Raw genomic sequence first — 20334 nt, 5'->3', positions numbered from 1 at the left:
CACTCTGGCGCTCCGCCCAAAAATTTTCTGGTGGCTAACGAAGAGTGATGTGATTGTTAATCAAATGTATACATCATGTTTAGGAGGAGAGCGTATTGCGTAATTGTGAGGCAGTGGATCAGGCTGTAAGAAAGCGTGTCTGACTTTCTGCCAGCAGGTCAGGCGACGAATCGCCTGTACGTTATTCAGGAAGGTGTTGAAATGCCGACTCAATGATGGACAGCAAAAGAGCGTTATCCACACTGTGCAGCACATGTACCAGCGCACCGCTGTCCGGTGGGATACCGACATCCAGCCGCAGGGGTTGACGATAACGCCAGCTTTTCCCGCGTGTGGCTCCCGGACGGAGCTCAATATCGACCCGGTAATCCGTGCCCCAGGCGACACGCTGATTAAGCAACCAGGCGACAACCAGCGCGTCATGAATCCAGCAACCTGGCAGATGCCGGGTCTGCATTGAATAATCTATCCAGGGCTGCAACGTCTCCCGCACGAAACGGGTCAGCGGATGAGCATGCCGGGTAAGACGTTTGAGATCGGCCTGGGTCAGCATGGTTTGTGTTGTCACATCCATCGGCACCAGGGTAATGGCGGCACCGCTGTGCAACACCTGATGAGCCGCCTCGGGATCCACACCGAAATTCGTGTCTTTGATGTAGTCTTCCAGCGCAAAGACACCCCCCATAATCACAATCTCGGCTACCGATTCGGCCATTGCGGGAAAACGCTGCATGGCCAGCGCCACATTGGTCAACGGGCCAATCGCAATCAGGGTGATCTCGCCGGGATTATCACAGATGAGCTGCCCCATCGCCTCAGCAGCATCGTTTCCGTCAGCCGGTAATGCCGCAGGCTGAGGAACGCCCTGCCATAACGCCATCAGGTCGAGTTGTTCGACCCGCTTATCCAGCAGCGCGCGCCAGGGCGCAGGATCTTCGCACAACGCCCGCGTTGCCCCCTGTACGACAGGAACCGCACAGCCCAGCCGCGCCATTAAGTCTTTAGCGACTCGTGCACCGACATCACTCGGGGTATTCCCGGCGACCGTCGTAATTAACTCCAGCGAGAGCCCTGGTGAGGCTAACGCCAGGGAAAGGGCCAGGCCATCATCAGTATTGGCCCCGGCAATCCCGTTCCCCGGATCGCAATCAATAATCAGTCTTTTCATTAGGTCGCTTTATTTGTTTTGTTCTGATGGCCGACAGCCACAAGATTCACCAATCTCAAGTTGGTGTGGGAATGCTTCAATCCGTGCCTCGCCATTCCACGCTTTCAGCATATGAATCGCACAGCGTGCCATCTCTTTAACCGGCTGGCGCACGGTGGTTAATGCCGGAACATGGTAGGCGGATTGATCGGTTCCGTTAAAACAGACCAGGGCCACATCGTCCGGCACACGAAGGCCATGCTGGCTGAAGGCGCGAATGCAGCCAATCGCCTGACCTTCGTTGCTGGCAAACAGGGCGCGCGGCACCCGTTTACTGGCAATCATACGTAAAGCAGCCTGATAGCCGCCCTCACGTGTATAGGTTGCGGGGAAAATATTGGCATCATCGGCTGGCAAACCATACGCCCGCAGCGCATCGCGCCAGCCCTGAATACGATCCTGCGCATTCAGCATGTCCCGGGGACCGCTGATCATCCCGATCTGCTGATAGCCATGGCTGAGTAAATGCGACGTCACCTGAAACGCCGCGTCACGCTCATCTACCCGCAGCATGCTGACACCGGGTTGTGGGTCGACCCGATCCAGCATGACCAGCGGTGTCCCGCTGGCTTTGATGATATCGATGAAAGGATGGCGATCGACACTGGTGTAAAACAGACCGTCGACCTGACGGTTCAGCAGCCCCTGAATCAGCTCCAGTTCACGCTTGCGATCGTCGCCGGCATCACCCAACAGCATCACATGGCCGTGGTTGAGCGACTCCTGAAGCAGCATATGCGCCATGGAGGCGACGAAGGGATTACTGATATTGGGCACCACCAGCCCAAACGTTTTGGTATTCCCTGACGCCAGGGCACGCGCGGCGGCATTCGGGCGATAGCCGGTCTGCTCTATTGCCGCCAGTACCCGTTGCCGGGTCGCGTCCGCGACCGGACGCGGGCCATTATTGATGACATAACTCACCACAGCGACGGAGGTCCCGGCAGCTTTAGCAACGTCACTCCGCGTCACGGCGGTTTTCACCTGTTTCGCCACTTCCCCTTCCTCACTTAACGTGCACTGCCTTTAGCATAGCCTGTTTCAGATAGCGTCCTCTGGCAGGTTAAGGTCGCGCCCACGTGTTTCCGGTGCCACAAACGTAGTCAGGAAACCAATCGTGGCCATCACGGAAAAATAGACGGCGATAGACCACCAGTGTCCGGTATAAGAGAGCATGGCCGCCGCAACTAACGGGGCGGTGCCGCCTGAAATAATAGAACCCAGCTCTTTCGCGACCGCCATCTTGGTATAACGGTGATTCACGCCAAACATCTCCACGCCCCAGGCCGCCTGTACGCCAAAGATGCCCAGAGAAGCCAGCGCCATGCCGACCACAATCACCGGAATCACGATGGCCGGTTCACGCGTATCCAGCAGGGTAAAAGCAGGCCAGGCATAGATCATCAGCAGCAGGCAGAACATGCGATAGACCACACGGCGACCAAAACGGTCAGACAGCCAGCCTGCAAACGGAATAATCAGGAACCCCAGCAATGAGGCGATAAACACCGCCGTGGTGGGCACGGATTTATCTACCATCAGCACCTTGGCGACATAGCCCACAATAAAGCCCTGGGCCAGATAAGAGGGGCCGTTTTCACCGATGCGCAGCCCGACCATTGTCCAGAAGGCACGTGTGCGCTGAAAGAACGGGCGTGTATCCGCTTCAGAACGATGCGCGGCAATCACCTGGGCGCGCGTTTCGGCAAGCTCTGCTTTCTTACGCTCGAATACCGGTGTTTCACGCAGATTACGACGGATCCACAAGGCCACCAGAGCGATCACCGCACTGCTCAGGAACGGAATGCGCCATCCCCACTCCAGCAGACTCTGCTTGTCCATTTGCACCACCAGCAGCCAGACCAGCGAGGCCAGCAACGTGCCGCTGTTAGAGCCGAGTGCAATGACCGATGACACCAGGCCACGGCGCCTGACCGGTGCATATTCACCCAGCATAACGGTTCCGCCTGAGAGTTCGGCGCCCGCTCCAAAGCCCTGACTGAAGCGTAACAGCACCAGGCAGGCCGGCGCCCAGATGCCAATCGAAGCATAGCTGGGAATCAGCCCAATCAACGTGGTGGAGGCGCCCATCAGGATAATGGTGGTGACCATGACGACCTTGCGGCCTTTACGATCGCCCAGCCAGCCGAAAAACAGGGCACCGATCGGACGGGCAATAAACCCAACGGACCAGGTGGCAAAACTGGCAAGCAGTGCCATCGCGGGCGTTTGTTCGGGGAAAAAGACATCACCAAAAATGATGCCCGCAGCCAGGCCATAGAGCGCAAAATCTGCATACTCCATTGCCGTGCCTAACCAACAGGAAACCGTAGCGCGCCAAAAATCTTTGCGGCCGGCTGAGGTGTTAAACCGCTCATCTGCGGCGGAGGTAGAAGGCAGTGATGCCTGTGTCGTAACGGAGTGCTGTGCCGTCATAAACGCTGTCCCTTGAAAATATGCAGATAGATAAATGCCATTCCGAGAGACAATTCCCTGACTGTAAGCAGAAGAATCGCTCTGGTGGCGACATTCAGTTGGCTAACCATGATGAAAGGAAAGTTAAAAGATTCCCTGGTGTTGGAATCCGCAGTATCGCGAGCTTCGCCGCTGTATTTTTCAGCGGTCGTATAAGTCTGGCGAATGTAACTTGTTCCTCGATCGGCCTACCGTGCATCGGGCACCGAGAGCAATCACTGGAAGCTAGTTTATCTACGCGCGTAGATAAATCAATAGCACTTGAGAAAATTTGTTAGATTTTCTTTAGTATCAAGCTGCATCAGATGCTATTTTTAACGCAAAATCAGAGGGTTAATTGTAACCTGACGCGCAAAAAAACAGCATAACGCTAGACCCGGTTCACTTTTCTTTTATCATTAAGCCAAACTGGCCGTCAGAACCTTTCATCAGATGCTGTTGTCGCATACTGGTGTGACTGCAAAATGACAACGCACCACGTTTGTATCGCGTACAGTCGCGCAGAGCCCTGTCCGCACCTGACCTGGAGGACGCTGTTTACACGTTATGACCATTATCCTGATGCGACACGGCAAACCCGCCCACCCTTTTGCCCGCCGTTTGAGTGCGCAGGGCATGGCGGACTGGTGCGAAGCCTATGATCTTTCGCTGGTCAGCGATGGGCCGCCTGAGCGCAGCATCAATATCGCGCGCAACGCCGGGGTTGTCGTCTGCAGTCCGTTACCCCGCGCCCACTCCTCGCTGGCGCACCTGGGGCTGCGCCCCCATCATGTCGATGCGCTGTTCAGTGAAGTCGGCATTCCGCTGCTGCGGGCCGATCGCCTTCAGTTACCCACCTTTGTCTGGCAGGCCATTCTGCGTGCGATGTGGTTGTGTGGTTACGCGGGCGAGACCGAATCACTGCAACATGCGCGCGCACGGGCGTCGCGCGCCGCTGACAGGCTGATCGCCTTATCGGAGAAAGGCACGGTTTTATTGCTGGGTCACGGCATTATGAACAAAATGATTGCCCGCGAACTGCGTAAGCGTGGCTGGCAGGCCGAAAAGCATGCCAGCAGCCGTCACTGGAGTTCCGCGATTTATCATCGCCCGTTTATTTAATCGATTTGGAAGTAGCTCAGCGTTTCATAACCCGCGCCCACTTCTGCGGTCACCACCACGGTCTGGCGCATCAAATCAATCACGCTTAACGTCTTATTGTCATCATGCGTGATCAGCAGCTTTTTTTTGTCCGGGCTGAAACAGCCATCGAGCGGTTGTCCAGCCAGCGTGATTCGCCCCAGCGGATTAAGCAACTCGTCAAACAGTGTCACAGTCGGCTCCTGATCACCCATTGCCATAAGGTAGTCCCCGTCCGGACTAAAGCGCACTTTCTGGCAGGGATGCTGATGATCGGGCAAAGCCAGCCTCTGGCGGATACGATGACTCTGGCGATCCACCACATACAGCAAGGGCGCATCGGCGGCGCTGGCGATCAGGTAGGGATGTTTGGGTGAAGCTGTCAGACCCGAAACGGGGCCCGGCATAAGCACCGTATCAATGACGCGCCCTTCCGCCTCACAGAGATCCACCACGGTGATAGTGGCGTCCTGCTCGTTGTCGGTAAATAATTTGCGGCCGCTCGGAGAGAGCGTCAGGCGATGGGTATTATCCAGCGGAATGGGAATGGTCTTTTCAACACGATGCGTCTGCGGGTCGATCACCACGACGGCCGTTGGATTCTCGCAACACAAATAGACTTTGCCATCCCGCCCTAACTGACCGCTGTGGGGCGCTTTAGACGGCGACAGATCAATGTAGTCGGTAATTTCCCGCCGTCGAAGATCAATTACGGCGACTTTGTGCCCGGGATGCGGGAGTTCACTTCGCATCGCATCGCCGTACAAGGGCAAAAAAGCTTTTCCCCAGGGCGCAAGCATCAGCAGTTCATGCAGCCGCGTCGGAATCACGTCCACGGCCTGGCTGACGGCAAACGTGTCGGGATCGAGAAACAGCGCACGGCGGGTTTGTCTGTCGATCGCCAGTAATCCTCGAGAGTCAAACGACATGGCATCTCCTTTATCATCGGTAAGCTTAAAGCGTAGACAAGGGTTATCGGGCTGCGTACACCTGAGAATTGATAAAATATGCTAAATAATTTTTTTATCCCGATTTAGCCTGTATCCCTTTGACAGCTTCACAGTGTATCGGTTTTTTTTGAAGTTAAATGTTCAGCATGACGACAGACTCAGTTTGTCATAAACAAATAAACCATTAGCGTGAATAAATATTTATTTTTGTTTCCGGCTGAGCGTTATTTCCGTTTTATCCTAAAGTGTTTATCAGGCATAGCGAATGACTACATTGTGTTCTATTAAATAACCTGGCGTGGTTGATTTCGCCTGTTCAAAACGTCGTTGCCACGTGCCATCGTCACATCACCCGGCAAGACGAATAAGCATTGCAGTACAGCGATGTCTGCTTTTATAGCGGTTCAGATACAGGCTGGCAGTTAAGCACGTTATTTCGACGACCGGCATAAAACACAATAACCAAAATAACAGGTGAAATATGACTTCGCATCGCCGTTCTTTGCTTCCGCTCTGGCGCCATTGGGAAAAACTCGCCTTCACCAGCCGTATGCTGCTGACGATGAAACAGCACCGTGCCCTCAGTGCGCCAGAATATGATCCTGGCCTTGAACACGATGTGGAACTGACCGCGGTGCCTAAGTCACTGCCTGCCATTGCCAGAACGGTCTGGCTCTATTGGCCTGGCGAACGGTTACCTGCCTCTGTCGCCTTAACAATTCGCAAACTTCGTCGCGATAATCCGGATCATGATGTTCATCTGGTGACTCCGCAAACGCTGAGTCATTGGCTGCCTGAGTTGCAGTTCATCTCTTCAGATCTGACGCAGGCGCTAAAAAACGACATCATCCGGCTGGAACTGCTGCTCCGTTATGGCGGCATCAGCATTGATTGTCATACCTTACTGTTTGAAGATCTGACGTGGATACATCAGGCCCACAGCCTCAGCCCCAGGGATTTGATCGGCTATTACCGCCAGGAATCCACCTGTCATTCACTCAGGCCGGTGATTGATACCAGCGTTCTCGCCGCGCCCGTCCAAAACCCGTTTATCCGGGAATGGCTCAAACAACTGGCACCGGTAAAATATGTCGGTATGCATAACTATCTGCTGGAGTTAAAGAAACGCAGTGACTTCCCTGCGCTGAGACAAAACCTCAGCCATCCTGACAGTGAGCTGCCGTCGCTGGCCCACCAGCTGGCGATGGACGAACATCGTCGGGTCAATTTCCTTTTGCGTAAAGCCGAAGCGAGCGCCGGGTATTATCACAGGGTTGATGCCGGTAACAGCACGGCTTTTGTCCGCTGTGTTTTATTCCAGCAACGTCCTCTGACGCCTCCTCCGGTGATCAAACTGAGTGCCCGCGAACGCACACATCTTGATTTCAACCTTAAGCTGCGCTTTTACAATCGCTCCAGCCTGATAGGTGAAGTCATGCATCAAACTCTGTCGTCGCCCGCCAGACTGCTGGCCCCCCAGGAGCAGCGCGCGTAATCCGTCACGGTTTCTTCAGCATTCGCGATGGCGTGTTTTTATCTGTTGGCAATGTGAATCTGCCGCCAAAATGGCGGCAGACAGGTTGCAGCCCGATGACAGCCAAGCTAGATTGAGCCGCAATTTAATGAAAATGTCCCCCTCAGAAGAGACAGGTTCACATAATAAGAGGATGTGACGTTGCCCGAATTCGTGTCAGTGCTCCTTTTTCTGACCGCGATTGCTGTTTATTCCTGTAAAGCAGGCCGAAACAGAATCTGGTTTTGCCTCGTCCTGGTGTTGCTCATGCTGTTTGTCGTGCTGAATGCCACGCTGTTTGCCAGCAATTATTTTACGGGCGAGGGCATTACCGATGCCGTGGTGTATACACTGACAAACAGCCTGACCGGTGCGGGCCTGAGCAAATATGTTGTGCCCGGTCTTGGCCTGCTCATCGTGCTGTTTTTACTCTTTTGCGCCTTATCATGGCTGCTCCGACGCCGTAAGCGCCCTTTTCACCCTGGCTGGAGCCTGGTCGCATTTATCTGCGCCGCCGGTGCGGTGCAGACCACGCCGGCTTTTCATCAGCTCAGCGCACTGATCACCTCTTACTCACTGCGGGACGACTCTGACTTCGACACCGTTTATAAGGTGCCGAAGAACCGCATTGAGCGGCCTGCGCTTAATGTCGTGTATATCTACGCTGAAAGCCTGGAGCGCACCTATTTCGACCAGATGGCCTTTCCGGGTCTGGCCCCCGAATTGAATCGCGAGAAAGAGCAAAGCCTGGACTTCAGTCAGACCGAACAACTGCCCGGCACGGATTACACCATTGCCGGTATGGTCGCATCGCAATGCGGCATTCCCCTTTTTGCCCCTTTCGACGGCAATGCCTCCGCTTCTCTTTCCAGCTTTTATCCACAAAATATCTGCCTGGGCGATATCCTGAAGAACTCGGGCTATGAGAACTGGTTTATTCAGGGGGCCGATTTACGCTTTGCAGGCAAAGATGTCTTTTTGCATTCCCACGGTTTCGATGCCGCACATATGTACGGTGCACAGGAGCTAAAAGATCAGGTGCGCGATCCCACGTACCGCAATAACTGGGGATATTATGACGACACGGTGCTGGATAAGGTTTACGACACTTATGCCTCGCTGTCACGCCAGCAAAAACGGTTTGCGCTGTTTGCGCTCACCGTCGACACGCACCATCCCGACGGTTTTATTTCTCGCGGTTGCCAGCGCAAAAGCTACAGCTATGCGGGCAAATCCAACCAGTCGTTCAGCGCGGTATCCTGCTCACAGGAACATATCGCCCGACTGATCGCCCGTATCAAAGCGTCCCCGTGGTTCGCTGACACGGTGATTGTGGTTGCCTCCGATCATCTGGCGATGAACAATACCGCGCACCCTTTTCTGATAACGCATCCCCGCCACGATTTGTTTATGGTGATTCGCGGCGATCGGCCTGAGACCGACGTGATTGATATGAAACGCAGTACGCTGGATAACGGCGCCACGTTGCTGGATATCCTGGGCGGGGATAATGCGATTGGCCTGGGCCGCAGCAGTCTGTCAGCGGTGTCGTTATCCAGTCAGTTTGAGGACATGAAAACCAAAGTTTTAAGCTGGAAGCCCGATATTATTCAGCTCTGGAATTTTCCCAGCAAAATCGACAGTTTTATTATCAATCAGGCCAAAAATACTTTCAGCTTTTCCGGAACCAGCTTTAAATTGCCGATTCTGTTGCGCGTAACAGATAAACATATAGAGCCGCTGCCGGAAGGGGAATACTCCGCGCCGTTGCGTTTCCAGCTGGCCGATTTCAAAGCAGATGAGAAGTTTATCTGGGTCGATCGCTGTTTCAAAATGGGCCGCATCTGGCAACCTTCTCTGGCACTGTCCGGTGACTGGTGCGTTGCGATGGGGCAACCTGCGGGTCAGCCCACCGTCACACGCGTTGATACGCCTCAGTGGGAAGGTCAAGCCCGGTTCCCGGCAGACACTCTCAGCAATGCCCGCTACCAACTTGCTGTGGCACAGCTGCGCATCGAAGATAATGCGATTCGTTATGACGCTGAAAGCTTTCTGTTTGCGATCCCCGGCGCGCCAGCCAGTGTGAAGCAGTTTAGCGGCATTTCGCGCCAGGAAAGCTGGGGACGCTGGTCGAATGCCAGTCTTGCCCCCGACGTGACGATTGAGTTTGTCGATCCGTTGCCCGCGCACTTTGATCTGGTGATCACCGCTCGTGCCTACGGTCCGAACATCCACCGGCCAATACCGGTCAGGGTGGGCGATACTGAGCAGTTGCTGACGCTGGGGGAGATTCCCTCTACCCATACGCTACGTTTTGACAATCCTGAAGGAAGCCACCGGTTAACGCTCTCGCCGCCCGAGCCGCAACTCAGTAACCTCAACAACATCGCCGGACAAGATCCGCGCAAACTCGGTATTGGTCTGGTCGAGCTCAAGGTCGTTCCCCTTCCCTGAGTGGTCACGCCACTGACGTTGGCTGCCGACATTGAAATGGTGATGTTGGCAGCAGCAAAACGCTCATCTTTTTGCGAAGCGCCACGCAAAAAAATGATTATTACCTGTTTAACTAATTGATATTTCTGGATTTAATCCGCAAGATGTTGCCTCTGTACTGTGACTGTTTCGGCTTGCCTGTCATGATGCCATCACGGTGTGATGAAACGGGAAGAGGCATGAATGGCGACCGCAATGATGAATACACATAAAGCGTTTAAACGTCTGCAACGGGCAGGCATCAATGACCGTCAGGCCGAAGTGATGGTCGATATTTTTGCGCAGATACAGCAGGACAACGCACTCTCGCGCGCTGATGTCATGCAGGCTTTTACGCGTCATAACCAGCATATTCTCAGGCTGAGTAAGCAGTCTGAGAATATGGAGACCGATCTCAGCGTGTTGAGAACGGACTTCGGTAGCCTGAAGAGTGATGTCAGCGTGTTAAGAACCGACTTCGGTAGCCTGAAGAGTGATGTCAGCATACTGAGAACGGACTTCGATAGCCTGAAGAGTGATGTCAGCGTACTGAGAACGGACGTCGACACCCTGAAGAGTGATGTCAGCATACTGAGAACGGACGTCGACACCCTGAAGAGTGATGTCAGCGTACTGAGAACAGACGTCGACAGCCTGAAGAGTGATGTCAGCGTGCTGAGAACAGACGTTAATAGCCTGAAAACCGATGTGAACAGGCTGACTATGGATGTCAGTACGCTGAGAACCGATGTGGATGAAATCAGGACGGATGTCGGCGGGTTAAAAAACGATATGTGCTGGGTTAAACGTCTGCTTATGGTCATGACCACCACTCTGCTTATGGCGGCCATGAAATACATGCTTGTCTGAACGACCAGGCAGGGGCAGATCTCAGCCCCGAAGCGTTTCCAGCTTTTCTCGTTGCTGGCCTTCACGGGTGAAGTTGGTCTCTGCCAGCCAGCGTTCAAAACCCGCTTTCACCTGCGGCCATTCGCTGTCAATGATCGAAAACCAACTGGTATCGCGCGTGCGACCTTTATAAATGCGGGCCTGGCGAAAATCCCCTTCAAACTGGAACCCCAGACGTAACGCGGCCCGGCGAGAAGGCAGATTGCAGCTGTCGCATTTCCATTCATAACGTCGGTAGCCAAGCTGTTCAAAGGCGTAACGCATTAGCAGAAAATGTGCCTCTGTCGCCATTCTTGTCTGCCGAAGTAAGCGGGAGAAGGTGACGAATCCCACCTCCATCACACCATTCGCCGCGTCAATACGCATCAGCGATAGCGTCCCCACAGCCCTGTCGGTTTTTCGATCAACCACACTGAAATGCAGCGGATCCCGACTCGCCTCCATGGTTCTGGCATGAGCTAACCATGCGGCCTCATCATCAAAAGGGCCATCTGAAAGGTAAGTCCAGTCACGACCATCTTCCGCCAGTGACCAGGCCTGCCAGAGTGCCGCCCCATGCGCAGCGACGCTAAAGGGTTCAAGCCGACAGACCTGTCCCTGAAAAATCTCGCGTTGTGGTAAAGGGCGTGACTGCCAGTCGGGCATTGATTGCCCTACCGGTTGACCATACTGATTGAGGTGCTGTGCCATCGTGCCTCCTGCGTTTCGGTTAATCAAAACACGTTGCCACGTTACGCAGAGGTTGAGAAGTCTTACCCTGATAAAACCAAAAAAAACGGCCCCGTGACGAGGCCGTTATTTCACATTCTCCGGTTGCGTCGTGCCGACGTCCGGCGACGGGCTTATCCGCGGAAGAAGATATCGCCTGATTTACCCATGACGATCTTACCGGTGTCATCGGTGATCAGGATGTAATTGGCATTGATATAAGCCCAGTGCGTACCGGGCTGAGGCGCAGGCAGGTTACGTTTCTGCCACTCCGTGATGGTATAGGTCTTGCTGCGGTATTTATCTGGCACGGTATCACCGATTTTATGCTCTTTGTAATCGATGATGATGGTGCTGAGATCGTAGTTCGGCTTACCGGGATTACCCTCCGCATGCGATGGCGTGGTTGGCGTAATACCGTCGTTAGAGTCAGAACTCGCAGGTGCCTGGGACTGAACGGGTGCCGTTTCGGGTTGAGCCGCATTACTGCCTGGCTGTACATTCGACTCGCCAGACGGGCTGGCAGGCGCAGCAGGTTGAACCTGCGGCGGCGGCGGCACATTTTCGGTGGTTTCGCCTGCGGCCTGAACAGTAGGGATAAGGCTCAGCGAGCCGAACAGTAAACCCGCTGAAATTAAAGCAATTTGAGTCCTGCGCATAATAATTTCCACATTGAATTGATTTTAATAACAGTAGACCACTCTGAAGACAATCTGAACAGGATTACCGTTCCATCACTCATAAAGGTAAGTGTAAGGAATCGCAACGTATTCCGGCTCCTGCTTACACCTTACCTGTCTTTTTCTGCCAGGTTAAGCAGCAATGTGATACCCAGGTAGTTACTCCAGTTAAACGCGTTTTGCAGCACCACAATCGCATTGCCAGCCTCTCTGTCAAAACCGATAAATGCCGAATAACCACCAATATAGCCTACCTGATAAGTGATGTTTCGCCCTTCCAGCCGGTCCGTTACCCAGGCGATGTTCTGCGTCTGGTTGCCCTGTTGGTATACGCGTTTATTCACCCCGGCGAACGCGCGGTTGATTTCAGGATACGGACCGGGCGTCAAATGTGCCCGCAGATAGACGCTGAGATCGCGGGCATTGCTGTACAGACTGCCTGCAGCCATCATATTACGTCTGAAGCGCCAGTCCGGCGTAATATCGCCGCGCGGAATAAACTTTGGCTGATCGCCAGCATGGCCCAGCGCCCGCATGGGGAAACCGCTAAGGCGCTCAGGCACAAAACTCGTTTGCGTCATTCCCAGTGGACGAAATATTCGCTGACGGGCCAGGCTGTCAATATCACTGTGGCATCGGGTGCGTAAGATATAGCCCAACAGCGCATAACCCAGATTTGAATACTGAGGAACGCGGTGACGGGGTGCCCTAAAGTCGGCCAGATAGCTGAGCACCCGGTCATCGTCGAGATTGCCGTAAAAATTCTGCCCCGTGCGAAGATAAGTCATGAACTGCATAAACATCGCCAGGTCCATGTCCTGGCGCGGCAATCCTGACGTGTGCGTCACCAGTTGTAACAGCGTGATACGACGGGCATCCGGGCTCAATGCCACCGTTGCGGGTAGCAGGGTTGCCAGCGTATCTTCCCAGCGCAGTTGCCCCTCATCGACTTGTTGCGTGATCACCTCTGCGGTTACGCCTTTACTCAAGGAGCCCAGCGCAAACAAGGTATCAGGCGTAATCGGATAACGATGGACATCGTCCGTCACGCCGGCGCTGTAGAACAACGTGGGCGCATTTTTGTGGATAATGGCAATGCTGATGCCGGAGACCTGTTTGCGCTGCATGTAATGGCGCACCAGGTCATCCAGATTATCGTGGAAGGCGCTGTGAGTCAGATAAAGCCTGTCGCCCATGGGGGCGGACGTTTGCGACAGTGTGCCGCAGGCGGTTAACCCCACCGCACCGATCGTCACTATGCCGAACCGTGTCAACATACCGCAGCATCCGGTCAGCAGGCCGGATAACGTCCGGATGAGCGTCTTTTTTCTGGTCACGTCCTCGCGCCCGTCTTATTGTCGTATCAGGGCGCTGACGAAAAGCTTCATCGCGATCCTGCAAGATGATACCGCTGTGCTTATATCGGCACAGTCAGCTAAATCTTTATCCGGTTGCCAGGCGGCGTTCCGCCTGTCGTTCCCTCTGGCATCAGGCCTTGCGGGGCCGGGAGAGTAACATAGCGACAGAGAGAATGCCTCTGTCGTGTCCCTTATTACGTTGTGCATCTGATGGCGCTGCCATCAGATGCATAAGCGTGTACACTGCGCGCTTTTACACGCAGTCAATTTTCTGCTGAACCAGAAACGCCCGGAGAGAACCATGAAAGAAGGTCCATTAAGCGAGAAAGAGCTGCAGTGGCTTGATGATATGCTGGAAAAATACGGTAGCGAAGCATCTATTCTTGATGTGTCCGAACTGGATGGCCTGCTCACCGCCGTACTGTCAGGCCCGACAACGGTTGAACCCAGCCGCTGGCTGGTTGCGCTCTGGGGCGGCGAAAAGCATATCCCTAAATGGAGCAATGAGCGCGAAATGACGCGCTTTATGGAGCTCTGCTTTCAACATATGAATGATATCGCTGACCGCCTGTCCGAGTTTCCGGAGCAATTTGAGCCGTTGTTTGGCGTGCGTGAAATGGAAGGTCTGGAATTCACCGTGGTGGAAGAGTGGTGCTATGGCTATATGCGCGGCGTAGCGCTGACGGACTGGTCTGCGCTGCCTGCCGAACTGCACGAATCACTGGACGTCATCGCGCTGCATGGCAAGGAAGAAAACCTCGAAAAAGTCGATGCGTTAACGCCGGAAGAGATGGAAAGCAGCATGGATGCCATACGTCCTGCCGCTCTTGCGCTGCACGATTACTGGATTGCGCAGCCTGAGGCGATTCCTCAGGTTCAACAGCCTGTCACGGCAGCAAAGCAGCCTGGTCGCAACGATCCCTGCCCGTGTGGCAGCGGTAAAAAATACAAGCAGTGCTGTCTGCACTAAGCCACCCGGGGCCGGTAACCGGCCCCATTCACTGTTACAGGTACATGACATTAACGCGGCGCGGGAACGGGCTGCGCAGGTGACAGACCTTCGCCGTTCTTAATCCTGTCGATAGCCACCACGTTGTGCTTCATCGCGTCATTCAGCACCTGCACTGCCGAAGACGCATCGCGGTTTTTAATCGCCATAAACACCTTAATATGCGCTTCCACGCTCTCAAGGGTGATACCCAGCGAGCGATTCAGCTCTTCCAGGTAATAGTAGTAAATGTCCTTAATTGACTTCATCACGTTGTAAAACACGCTGTTATGGGAAGCCCGGATAATCGCCAGATGAAATTCATAATCGGCCTCCGAGTATTTCTTGTAATCCCCTTTGTTGATGAGCATGTTATTCAGGGCCTGCTCAAGCAGGGTAATGTCGTCTTCCGTCGCGTGTTCAACTGCCAGCTCGACACATTTAAACTCGACGGTCTGACGAAACACCATCATGTCATTAAACGCTTCCCGACTCAGGTGCATCAGCGGTCTGGCACTGCTGTTCAGCATCTGCGGCGTGAAATCTTCGCACACATAGCTGCCGCTGCCCTGACGGGTGATGATAATGCCAAGATCACGCAACCGCTGCACCGCACTGCGCACACTCACCCGGCTGACATTGAAAGAGTGTGTCAGCTCCGCTTCAGAAGGCAAGCGAGCGCCCGCGGGCCAGCTACCGTCCAGTAGCCGGGCCTTGATTTGCTCGAACACTTCGTTAACAACGTTCTGTTTCTGAATGGATTTTATGCTCACAACACCTTCTCATATGATGTCCTACATGATGCCATTCTATCTCATCCTTTCAGACAAAGTCCTGTGTTGACACTGTAAAGCACGCCGTTCGAAAACAGGTCATTATTCGCCGCGACGCGGGCTGAGCGTGGACACCCTGTGCTGACTGATGGCAGACTGTGCCTCCACCGCATCGGCTTCTGCGGTCAGATCGCGATCGGCCACCTCAGGCATGATCAGTGACGCCAGCAGACCGATGCAGGAATAACAGATTAACATCACCGCAATCGGGTGCCAGGAGCCGGTAAGTTGACAAAATATCCCCGCCAGCAGAGGACCTAATCCGGTGGCAAACAACCCGCCAATTTCTTTTGAAATCGCCATTTGTGCGAAGCGGTTTCGCGAACCAAACATCTCTGCCATGGTGATCCCTTCAATAGCGGCCTGGCCCAGCACCGCGATGTTATGAATCACGATCAGGCACACCATAATGGTGCTGACAGCCTGGGACTTGTCGACGATCAGTGAAATCATCGGGTAGGCCAGGAGGATCGAGCCGACGGTCAGTATGCGATAGGGAATGCGCCGCCCGACCCTGTCTGAGAGCCAGCCGAGCAGGGGAATCGTCAGAAAACCAATCACGGAACTGACCATGATGGCATCGGTGGGAATCGCTTTATTAAATAACAGCGTTTGCACCATATAGCCTGCCAGGAAGGTCTGAATAATCCCCGAATTTCCGGCCTGGCCAAACCGCAGGCCGGTTGCTATCCAGAACGCTTTCCCCTGAATTAACTGAAAAATGGACTGATTTTCCTTCGACCGGAGCGTAACGGTTGCGGATGCTGCCACATTTTCAAACACCGGGCTTTCTTTCAAATTAAAGCGCAGCCAGAGCGCAAACCCCATCACAACAAAACTGGCCAGAAAAGGAATACGCCATGCCCAGGCGACGACCTCTTCGTTAGTGAAAAACAAGAACATGACGGCCCAGATAGCGGTGGCACTCAAGGTACCGCAGTTAGTGCCCATGGCAACCAGGGAAGCGATAAGGCCTTTTTTCCCTTTGGGCGCATATTCCGCCAGCATCGTACTGGCCCCGGCGATTTCTGCCCCCGCCCCTAATCCCTGTATTACGCGCAACGCGACCAGCAATAAAGGCGCCAGGATACCGACCTGCTGATAGGTCGGTAACACACCAATTAATGTGGTGCATATGCCCATTAATGCGATGGTCATAAACAGCACTTTTTTTCGGCCCACGCGGTCGCCCATTTTGCCAAAAAAGACGGCGCCCACAATACGCGCGATATAACCTGCGCCGTAGGTGCCCATAGCCAGAATTAACGCCATTGCGCCTGATTGCCCGGGAAAAAAGACTTCATGAAAAACCAGAGCCGCACCGAGGGAATATAACTGGAAATCCATAAACTCCAGCGTGGTACCCAACCATCCTGAAACAGAGGCCCTGACAAGATCAGACGTATTACGTTCTTTTGTACGCGTATGTGAATGACTCATGTTTTACCCCGAGGCCAACCCGGCGTTGACAGGTGAATAAAAGACAGGCGAGCGCAGTCCACGCGAGACGTGAGAGCATTTCACTCGCCCTGATCATTAAAGTTATTTGCACGCTGAATAACAGCGCTGTTGTGAATGAACTTAAAAGACGACTAACACTTTTGAATGCTGCGTTTTATCACTGGCGGCCTGCAAAGCCACTTCAATATCCTGATGCGCATACTGACCGGACAGAATCGGTCGCGGATCGATAATGCCTTTTTCCAGCCATTTCACTGCAACCGCAAATTCATCAATAAAACGAAAGGAACCTTTCCAGCTAATTTCTTTTACCAGCATCTGCGCGACGGGAAAATGAAGCGGGCTTTTTCCCATGCCAATTTGAACCACCGTGCCACCTGGCCGCGTCGCCAGGATACTGGTGCTGATGGCTGCCTCTGCCCCGCTGGCCTCCAGTGTGACGTCAAAGTAGCCCCGGTGTTCACAATAGCGGGCCATGGCCGCCGTATCGGCCGCGTCCACGGCGACATCGGCACCCATTTCACACGCAATACGACGACACCGCTCGCTGAGATCACAGGCCACAATTTCCGCTGCGCCCGATGCTTTTGCTGCGGCAATGGCTAACGCGCCTATGGGGCCTGCGCCCATTACCAGCACCTTTTTGCCCACGATACTGCCTGCCACATTAAGCGCGTGAATGACGACCGCGGTGGGTTCGGCAACCGCCATCACGCTGGCCGGAACCTGCTCGTCGTAGGGCACACACTGCTGCGCGGACACCACGACATACTGTGCAAACCCGCCTTCCACATGCGGCGTGAACTGCGCACTACCCATGAAGCGCATGGTTGGGCAGGCATTTTGTTTCCCGGCCTGACAATATTCACATCGCCCGCAGGGCTGCGACGGGTTAACCGCCACTTTCTGTCCGGGTTTGAGGGCAGAAGATTCCGGCGCATGATAAATCCGCCCCACAAATTCGTGTCCGATAATAAAAGGATGCTGAATGACGGATAACCCGGCCCGCCCTTCGTGATAATAATGAATATCGGATCCGCAAATGCCGCCGCACTCCACTTTTATCACGACGTCATCCTCTGCGTAATGCAGCTCGCGCTCTTCTACCACAATGTCTTTTTTACCCTTTGCCACGCAGGCCTGGGTCATTAAGCTATGCACGATGGGTTCCCCTTTGCAGGTCAATAAGGCTCACAACACGGCCAGCCAGCCGCCATCAACGTAAATCATCTGCCCGTTGATATAATCTGACGCGCGCGAAGCGAGGAAAACGGCGGTGCCGGCTACTTCGTCTGGCCGGCCCCAACGTTGAGAGGGATTGCTGCTTTTCACCCAGCTATCAAACCGGGCGTCGTCCACCAGCGCACGGTTCATGTCGGTTAAGATATAACCCGGCCCAATCGCGTTGGTCTGGATATTAAACTGCGCCCATTCGGCCGCCATTGAGCAGGTCAACATCTTGATTCCGCCCTTGGCCGCCGTATAAGGCGCAACCGTCGGACGCGCGGCCTGACTGGTTAACGAACCGACATTGATGATTTTTCCGCCCTGGTGACGGGCGATCATGCGCTTTGCCGCCGCGCGTGAAACCAGGAAGGCGCTGGTCAGGTTGGTATTAATGACTTTTTGCCACTGTTCAAGCGCCAGTTCCAGCATCGGTTTACGGTACTGAATGCCGGCATTATTGATAAGGATATCCACCGCAATCGCCTGCTCATCCAGCGCGGCAAATGCCTGTTCAATTTCGCCTTCATCTGTCACATCGAATACCCGCCCCGTGGCGTGATAGCCTTTCGCCACGAGTTGTTCAACCGCCTCATCCAGCCCCGCTTTACGCGTGCCGTTCAAAATCACCTGTGCCCCGGCCGCCGCCAGGGCTTCAGCATAGGCATAACCCAGCCCACGAGATGAACCGGTGATTAATGCCGTTTTCCCGGTCAGATCGAACAGTGCAGTCATATTCCACCCTTAAATATGTATGACAACTATCTTATTAAGGTGAATTTACGCGCAGATTAAATCAATACGAAATGATGCGTTATGAGGCGTCTATCACAAAGCCCTCACCCTGAAATTGATTAGGATGCTGTATTTTAAGAAAATAAATCTTAACTACGTGCATAAAGTTCAGTCATTAGATCCCCATCACAGAATCGGAAGCTAATAAGGGCAACGACCCGGCTTTGTGATAAAACAGTCATGTTGTATGACAACATACCTGTTAGCCATGAGCAGCAACGAGCACGACGGTGGCGGTAAGTGGCCTGATAAAAGAGGAGCGATTGTGAGTAATCTGTCCATCACGAATGTTAAAACCATTCTGACTGCGCCCGGCGGCATCGATCTGGTCGTGGTTAAAATCGAAACCAACGAGCCGGGTCTGTATGGCCTGGGCTGCGCCACCTTTACCCAACGCATCTATGCGGTACAAAGCGCCATTGATGATTACCTGGCGCCTTTTCTGACGGGCAAGGATCCGGCAAGAATCGAAGATATCTGGCAGTCTGCCGCCGTCAGTGGCTACTGGCGCAATGGTCCGGTCATGAATAACGCCCTGTCCGGTGTCGATATGGCGCTGTGGGACATTAAAGGCAAACTGGCCGGATTGCCGGTTTATGAGCTGCTGGGCGGCAAGTGTCGCGATGGCATTGCGCTCTATGTGCACACCGATGGCGCAGACGAAGTCGAAGTGGAAGACAGTGCCCGCGCCAAAATGGAGGAAGGTTATCAGTATATCCGCTGCCAGATGGGCATGTATGGCGGTGCCGGAACCGACGATCTCAGGCTCATCGCGAACCGCATGGTCAAAGCGAAAAATATCCAGCCTAAGCGTTCACCGCGCAGCAAAACAGCGGGCATGTACTTTGATCCGGAAGCCTATGCGAAAAGCATTCCACGCCTGTTTGATCATCTGCGCAACAAGCTGGGTTTTGGCGTAGAGCTTCTGCACGATGCGCATGAGCGCATTACACCGATTAACGCCATTCATATGGCTAAAGCCCTGGAGCCGTACCAGCTGTTTTTCCTGGAAGATCCGGTTGCGCCAGAGAACACGGAGTGGCTGAAGATGCTGCGCCAGCAGTCCTCTACGCCCATCTCAATGGGCGAGCTGTTCGTGAATGTGAACGAATGGAAGCCGCTGATCGACAATAAGCTGATTGACTATATTCGCTGCCATATCAGTTCCATTGGCGGAATTACGCCGGCGAAGAAAATTGCTGTTTACAGTGAATTAAACGGTGTCCGCACGGCCTGGCACAGCCCCGGCGATATTTCACCGGTCGGCGTGTGTGCGAATATGCATCTGGACCTGAGCTCACCAAATTTTGGCGTTCAGGAATACACGCCGATGAACGATGCCCTGCGTGAAGTGTTTCCCGGCTGCCCGGACGTCGAGCAAGGCTATGCGTACGTTAATGACAGGCCGGGATTGGGTATCGACATTAATGAAACGCTGGCGGCGAAATTCCCCTGCGAAGGCGGTAACCCCACCTGGACGATGGCCCGTACGCCCGATGGCACGGTCTGGCGTCCCTGAATCCGTTAACGGGAAGCAAAGGCGCAACAGGGTGCCTTTGCTTTATTCTTCCCGGTCCTGTAAACGAAACGTACTCGCGTTCAGACCAGGGACCGGGTCAGTGACCCTGAGTCGCTACCGGTT

General features: G+C 54.0%; 17 protein-coding genes. 6 read left to right on the top strand and 11 right to left on the bottom strand.

Annotation, left to right across the window (positions count from 1 at the left end; genetic code table 11):
* Positions 1–181 precede the first annotated feature (181 nt).
* From G5574_RS16565 to G5574_RS16555, 3 genes are read right to left on the bottom strand one after another with little or no spacing between them, the layout of a single operon-like run.
* Positions 182–1168: a nucleoside hydrolase gene (locus tag G5574_RS16565; RefSeq protein WP_033740179.1), complete on the bottom strand. Its 987-nt coding sequence runs from the start codon at positions 1166–1168 to the stop codon at positions 182–184.
* Between the two features lie 9 nt (positions 1169–1177).
* Entirely contained in the window at positions 1178–2203 is a 1026-nt protein-coding gene (locus tag G5574_RS16560; protein WP_164482919.1) for a LacI family DNA-binding transcriptional regulator, read from the bottom strand.
* 45 nt (positions 2204–2248) lie between these two features.
* On the bottom strand, positions 2249–3643 hold the full coding sequence (locus G5574_RS16555) for an MFS transporter (RefSeq protein ID WP_006121824.1): 1395 nt from the start codon (positions 3641–3643) through the stop codon (positions 2249–2251).
* A 585-nt stretch (positions 3644–4228) separates the two neighbouring features.
* On the opposite strand from G5574_RS16555, the gene G5574_RS16550 reads away from it, so the two are divergent.
* Positions 4229–4783, top strand: coding sequence for a histidine phosphatase family protein (locus G5574_RS16550; RefSeq protein WP_164482918.1), 555 nt, complete (start codon positions 4229–4231; stop codon positions 4781–4783).
* On the opposite strand, the gene G5574_RS16545 is transcribed toward G5574_RS16550, so the two are convergent.
* The gene (locus G5574_RS16545; protein WP_033740176.1) at positions 4780–5730 is read right to left on the bottom strand and encodes a YncE family protein; all 951 of its coding nucleotides are present in this window, start codon (positions 5728–5730) and stop codon (positions 4780–4782) included. The two genes, G5574_RS16550 and G5574_RS16545, sit on opposite strands and share 4 nt — an antisense overlap.
* A 502-nt stretch (positions 5731–6232) precedes the next feature.
* Here G5574_RS16545 and G5574_RS16540 point away from each other — a divergent pair.
* The 3 genes from G5574_RS16540 to G5574_RS16530 all read left to right on the top strand — a co-directional run bounded on the left by G5574_RS16540 (position 6233) and on the right by G5574_RS16530 (position 10606).
* Positions 6233–7246 carry a glycosyltransferase family 32 protein gene (locus G5574_RS16540; RefSeq protein ID WP_058709271.1) on the top strand — a complete coding sequence of 338 codons (1014 nt, stop codon included), beginning with the start codon at positions 6233–6235 and terminating at the stop codon, positions 7244–7246.
* 180 nt (positions 7247–7426) lie between these two features.
* Entirely contained in the window at positions 7427–9718 is a 2292-nt protein-coding gene (gene opgB / locus G5574_RS16535) for a phosphatidylglycerol--membrane-oligosaccharide glycerophosphotransferase (RefSeq protein WP_164482917.1), read from the top strand.
* 234 nt (positions 9719–9952) lie between these two features.
* Positions 9953–10606, top strand: a complete 654-nt coding sequence (locus tag G5574_RS16530) for a coiled-coil domain-containing protein (RefSeq protein WP_244964643.1) — start codon at positions 9953–9955, stop codon at positions 10604–10606.
* 21 nt (positions 10607–10627) lie between these two features.
* Here G5574_RS16530 and G5574_RS16525 read toward each other — a convergent pair whose 3' ends face one another.
* From G5574_RS16525 to G5574_RS16515, 3 genes are all read right to left on the bottom strand, one after another.
* Positions 10628–11335 carry a GNAT family N-acetyltransferase gene (locus tag G5574_RS16525; RefSeq protein ID WP_039338805.1) on the bottom strand — a complete coding sequence of 236 codons (708 nt, stop codon included), beginning with the start codon at positions 11333–11335 and terminating at the stop codon, positions 10628–10630.
* A gap of 152 nt (positions 11336–11487) precedes the next feature.
* Positions 11488–12012, bottom strand: a complete 525-nt coding sequence (locus G5574_RS16520; protein ID WP_110267887.1) for an RcnB family protein — start codon at positions 12010–12012, stop codon at positions 11488–11490.
* Positions 12013–12143: 131 nt separating this feature from the next.
* Positions 12144–13310, bottom strand: a complete 1167-nt coding sequence (locus G5574_RS16515) for a serine hydrolase domain-containing protein (RefSeq protein ID WP_164483252.1) — start codon at positions 13308–13310, stop codon at positions 12144–12146.
* Between the two features lie 382 nt (positions 13311–13692).
* On the opposite strand from G5574_RS16515, the gene G5574_RS16510 reads away from it, so the two are divergent.
* Positions 13693–14361 carry a YecA/YgfB family protein gene (locus G5574_RS16510; RefSeq protein WP_039338808.1) on the top strand — a complete coding sequence of 223 codons (669 nt, stop codon included), beginning with the start codon at positions 13693–13695 and terminating at the stop codon, positions 14359–14361.
* Positions 14362–14411: 50 nt separating this feature from the next.
* Here G5574_RS16510 and G5574_RS16505 read toward each other — a convergent pair whose 3' ends face one another.
* From G5574_RS16505 to G5574_RS16490, 4 genes are all read right to left on the bottom strand, one after another.
* On the bottom strand, positions 14412–15152 hold the full coding sequence (locus G5574_RS16505; RefSeq protein ID WP_033740167.1) for a FadR/GntR family transcriptional regulator: 741 nt from the start codon (positions 15150–15152) through the stop codon (positions 14412–14414).
* 102 nt (positions 15153–15254) lie between these two features.
* Positions 15255–16652: an MFS transporter gene (locus tag G5574_RS16500; protein WP_164482915.1), complete on the bottom strand. Its 1398-nt coding sequence runs from the start codon at positions 16650–16652 to the stop codon at positions 15255–15257.
* A gap of 141 nt (positions 16653–16793) precedes the next feature.
* The gene (idnD, locus tag G5574_RS16495; RefSeq protein WP_033740164.1) at positions 16794–17822 is read right to left on the bottom strand and encodes an L-idonate 5-dehydrogenase; all 1029 of its coding nucleotides are present in this window, start codon (positions 17820–17822) and stop codon (positions 16794–16796) included.
* Between the two features lie 42 nt (positions 17823–17864).
* Positions 17865–18632: an SDR family oxidoreductase gene (locus G5574_RS16490; protein WP_164482914.1), complete on the bottom strand. Its 768-nt coding sequence runs from the start codon at positions 18630–18632 to the stop codon at positions 17865–17867.
* Between the two features lie 325 nt (positions 18633–18957).
* Between G5574_RS16490 and G5574_RS16485 the strand changes: the two genes are divergently transcribed.
* Positions 18958–20211 (top strand): enolase C-terminal domain-like protein, encoded by a 1254-nt coding sequence (locus G5574_RS16485; RefSeq protein ID WP_033740161.1) that lies wholly within the window; start codon positions 18958–18960, stop codon positions 20209–20211.
* The last annotated feature ends 123 nt before the right edge of the window (positions 20212–20334 follow it).

The organism is Pantoea stewartii (assembly GCF_011044475.1).
Lineage (GTDB): Bacteria > Pseudomonadota > Gammaproteobacteria > Enterobacterales > Enterobacteriaceae > Pantoea > Pantoea stewartii.
This window is presented reverse-complemented; position numbering and strand designations above follow the sequence as displayed.

Bases quoted from the DNA above. Each gene is read 5' to 3' on its own strand.
- G5574_RS16565 (WP_033740179.1), bottom strand. From the start codon at position 1,168: ATGAAAAGACTGATTATTGATTGCGATCCGGGGAACGGGATTGCCGGG.
- G5574_RS16555 (WP_006121824.1), bottom strand. From the start codon at position 3,643: ATGACGGCACAGCACTCCGTTACGACACAGGCATCACTGCCTTCTACC.
- G5574_RS16550 (WP_164482918.1), top strand. From the start codon at position 4,229: ATGACCATTATCCTGATGCGACACGGCAAACCCGCCCACCCTTTTGCC.
- G5574_RS16545 (WP_033740176.1), bottom strand. From the start codon at position 5,730: ATGTCGTTTGACTCTCGAGGATTACTGGCGATCGACAGACAAACCCGC.
- G5574_RS16540 (WP_058709271.1), top strand. From the start codon at position 6,233: ATGACTTCGCATCGCCGTTCTTTGCTTCCGCTCTGGCGCCATTGGGAA.
- G5574_RS16530 (WP_244964643.1), top strand. From the start codon at position 9,953: ATGATGAATACACATAAAGCGTTTAAACGTCTGCAACGGGCAGGCATC.
- G5574_RS16525 (WP_039338805.1), bottom strand. From the start codon at position 11,335: ATGGCACAGCACCTCAATCAGTATGGTCAACCGGTAGGGCAATCAATG.
- G5574_RS16520 (WP_110267887.1), bottom strand. From the start codon at position 12,012: ATGCGCAGGACTCAAATTGCTTTAATTTCAGCGGGTTTACTGTTCGGC.
- G5574_RS16515 (WP_164483252.1), bottom strand. From the start codon at position 13,310: ATGTTGACACGGTTCGGCATAGTGACGATCGGTGCGGTGGGGTTAACC.
- G5574_RS16510 (WP_039338808.1), top strand. From the start codon at position 13,693: ATGAAAGAAGGTCCATTAAGCGAGAAAGAGCTGCAGTGGCTTGATGAT.
- G5574_RS16500 (WP_164482915.1), bottom strand. From the start codon at position 16,652: ATGAGTCATTCACATACGCGTACAAAAGAACGTAATACGTCTGATCTT.
- idnD (WP_033740164.1), bottom strand. From the start codon at position 17,822: ATGACCCAGGCCTGCGTGGCAAAGGGTAAAAAAGACATTGTGGTAGAA.
- G5574_RS16490 (WP_164482914.1), bottom strand. From the start codon at position 18,632: ATGACTGCACTGTTCGATCTGACCGGGAAAACGGCATTAATCACCGGT.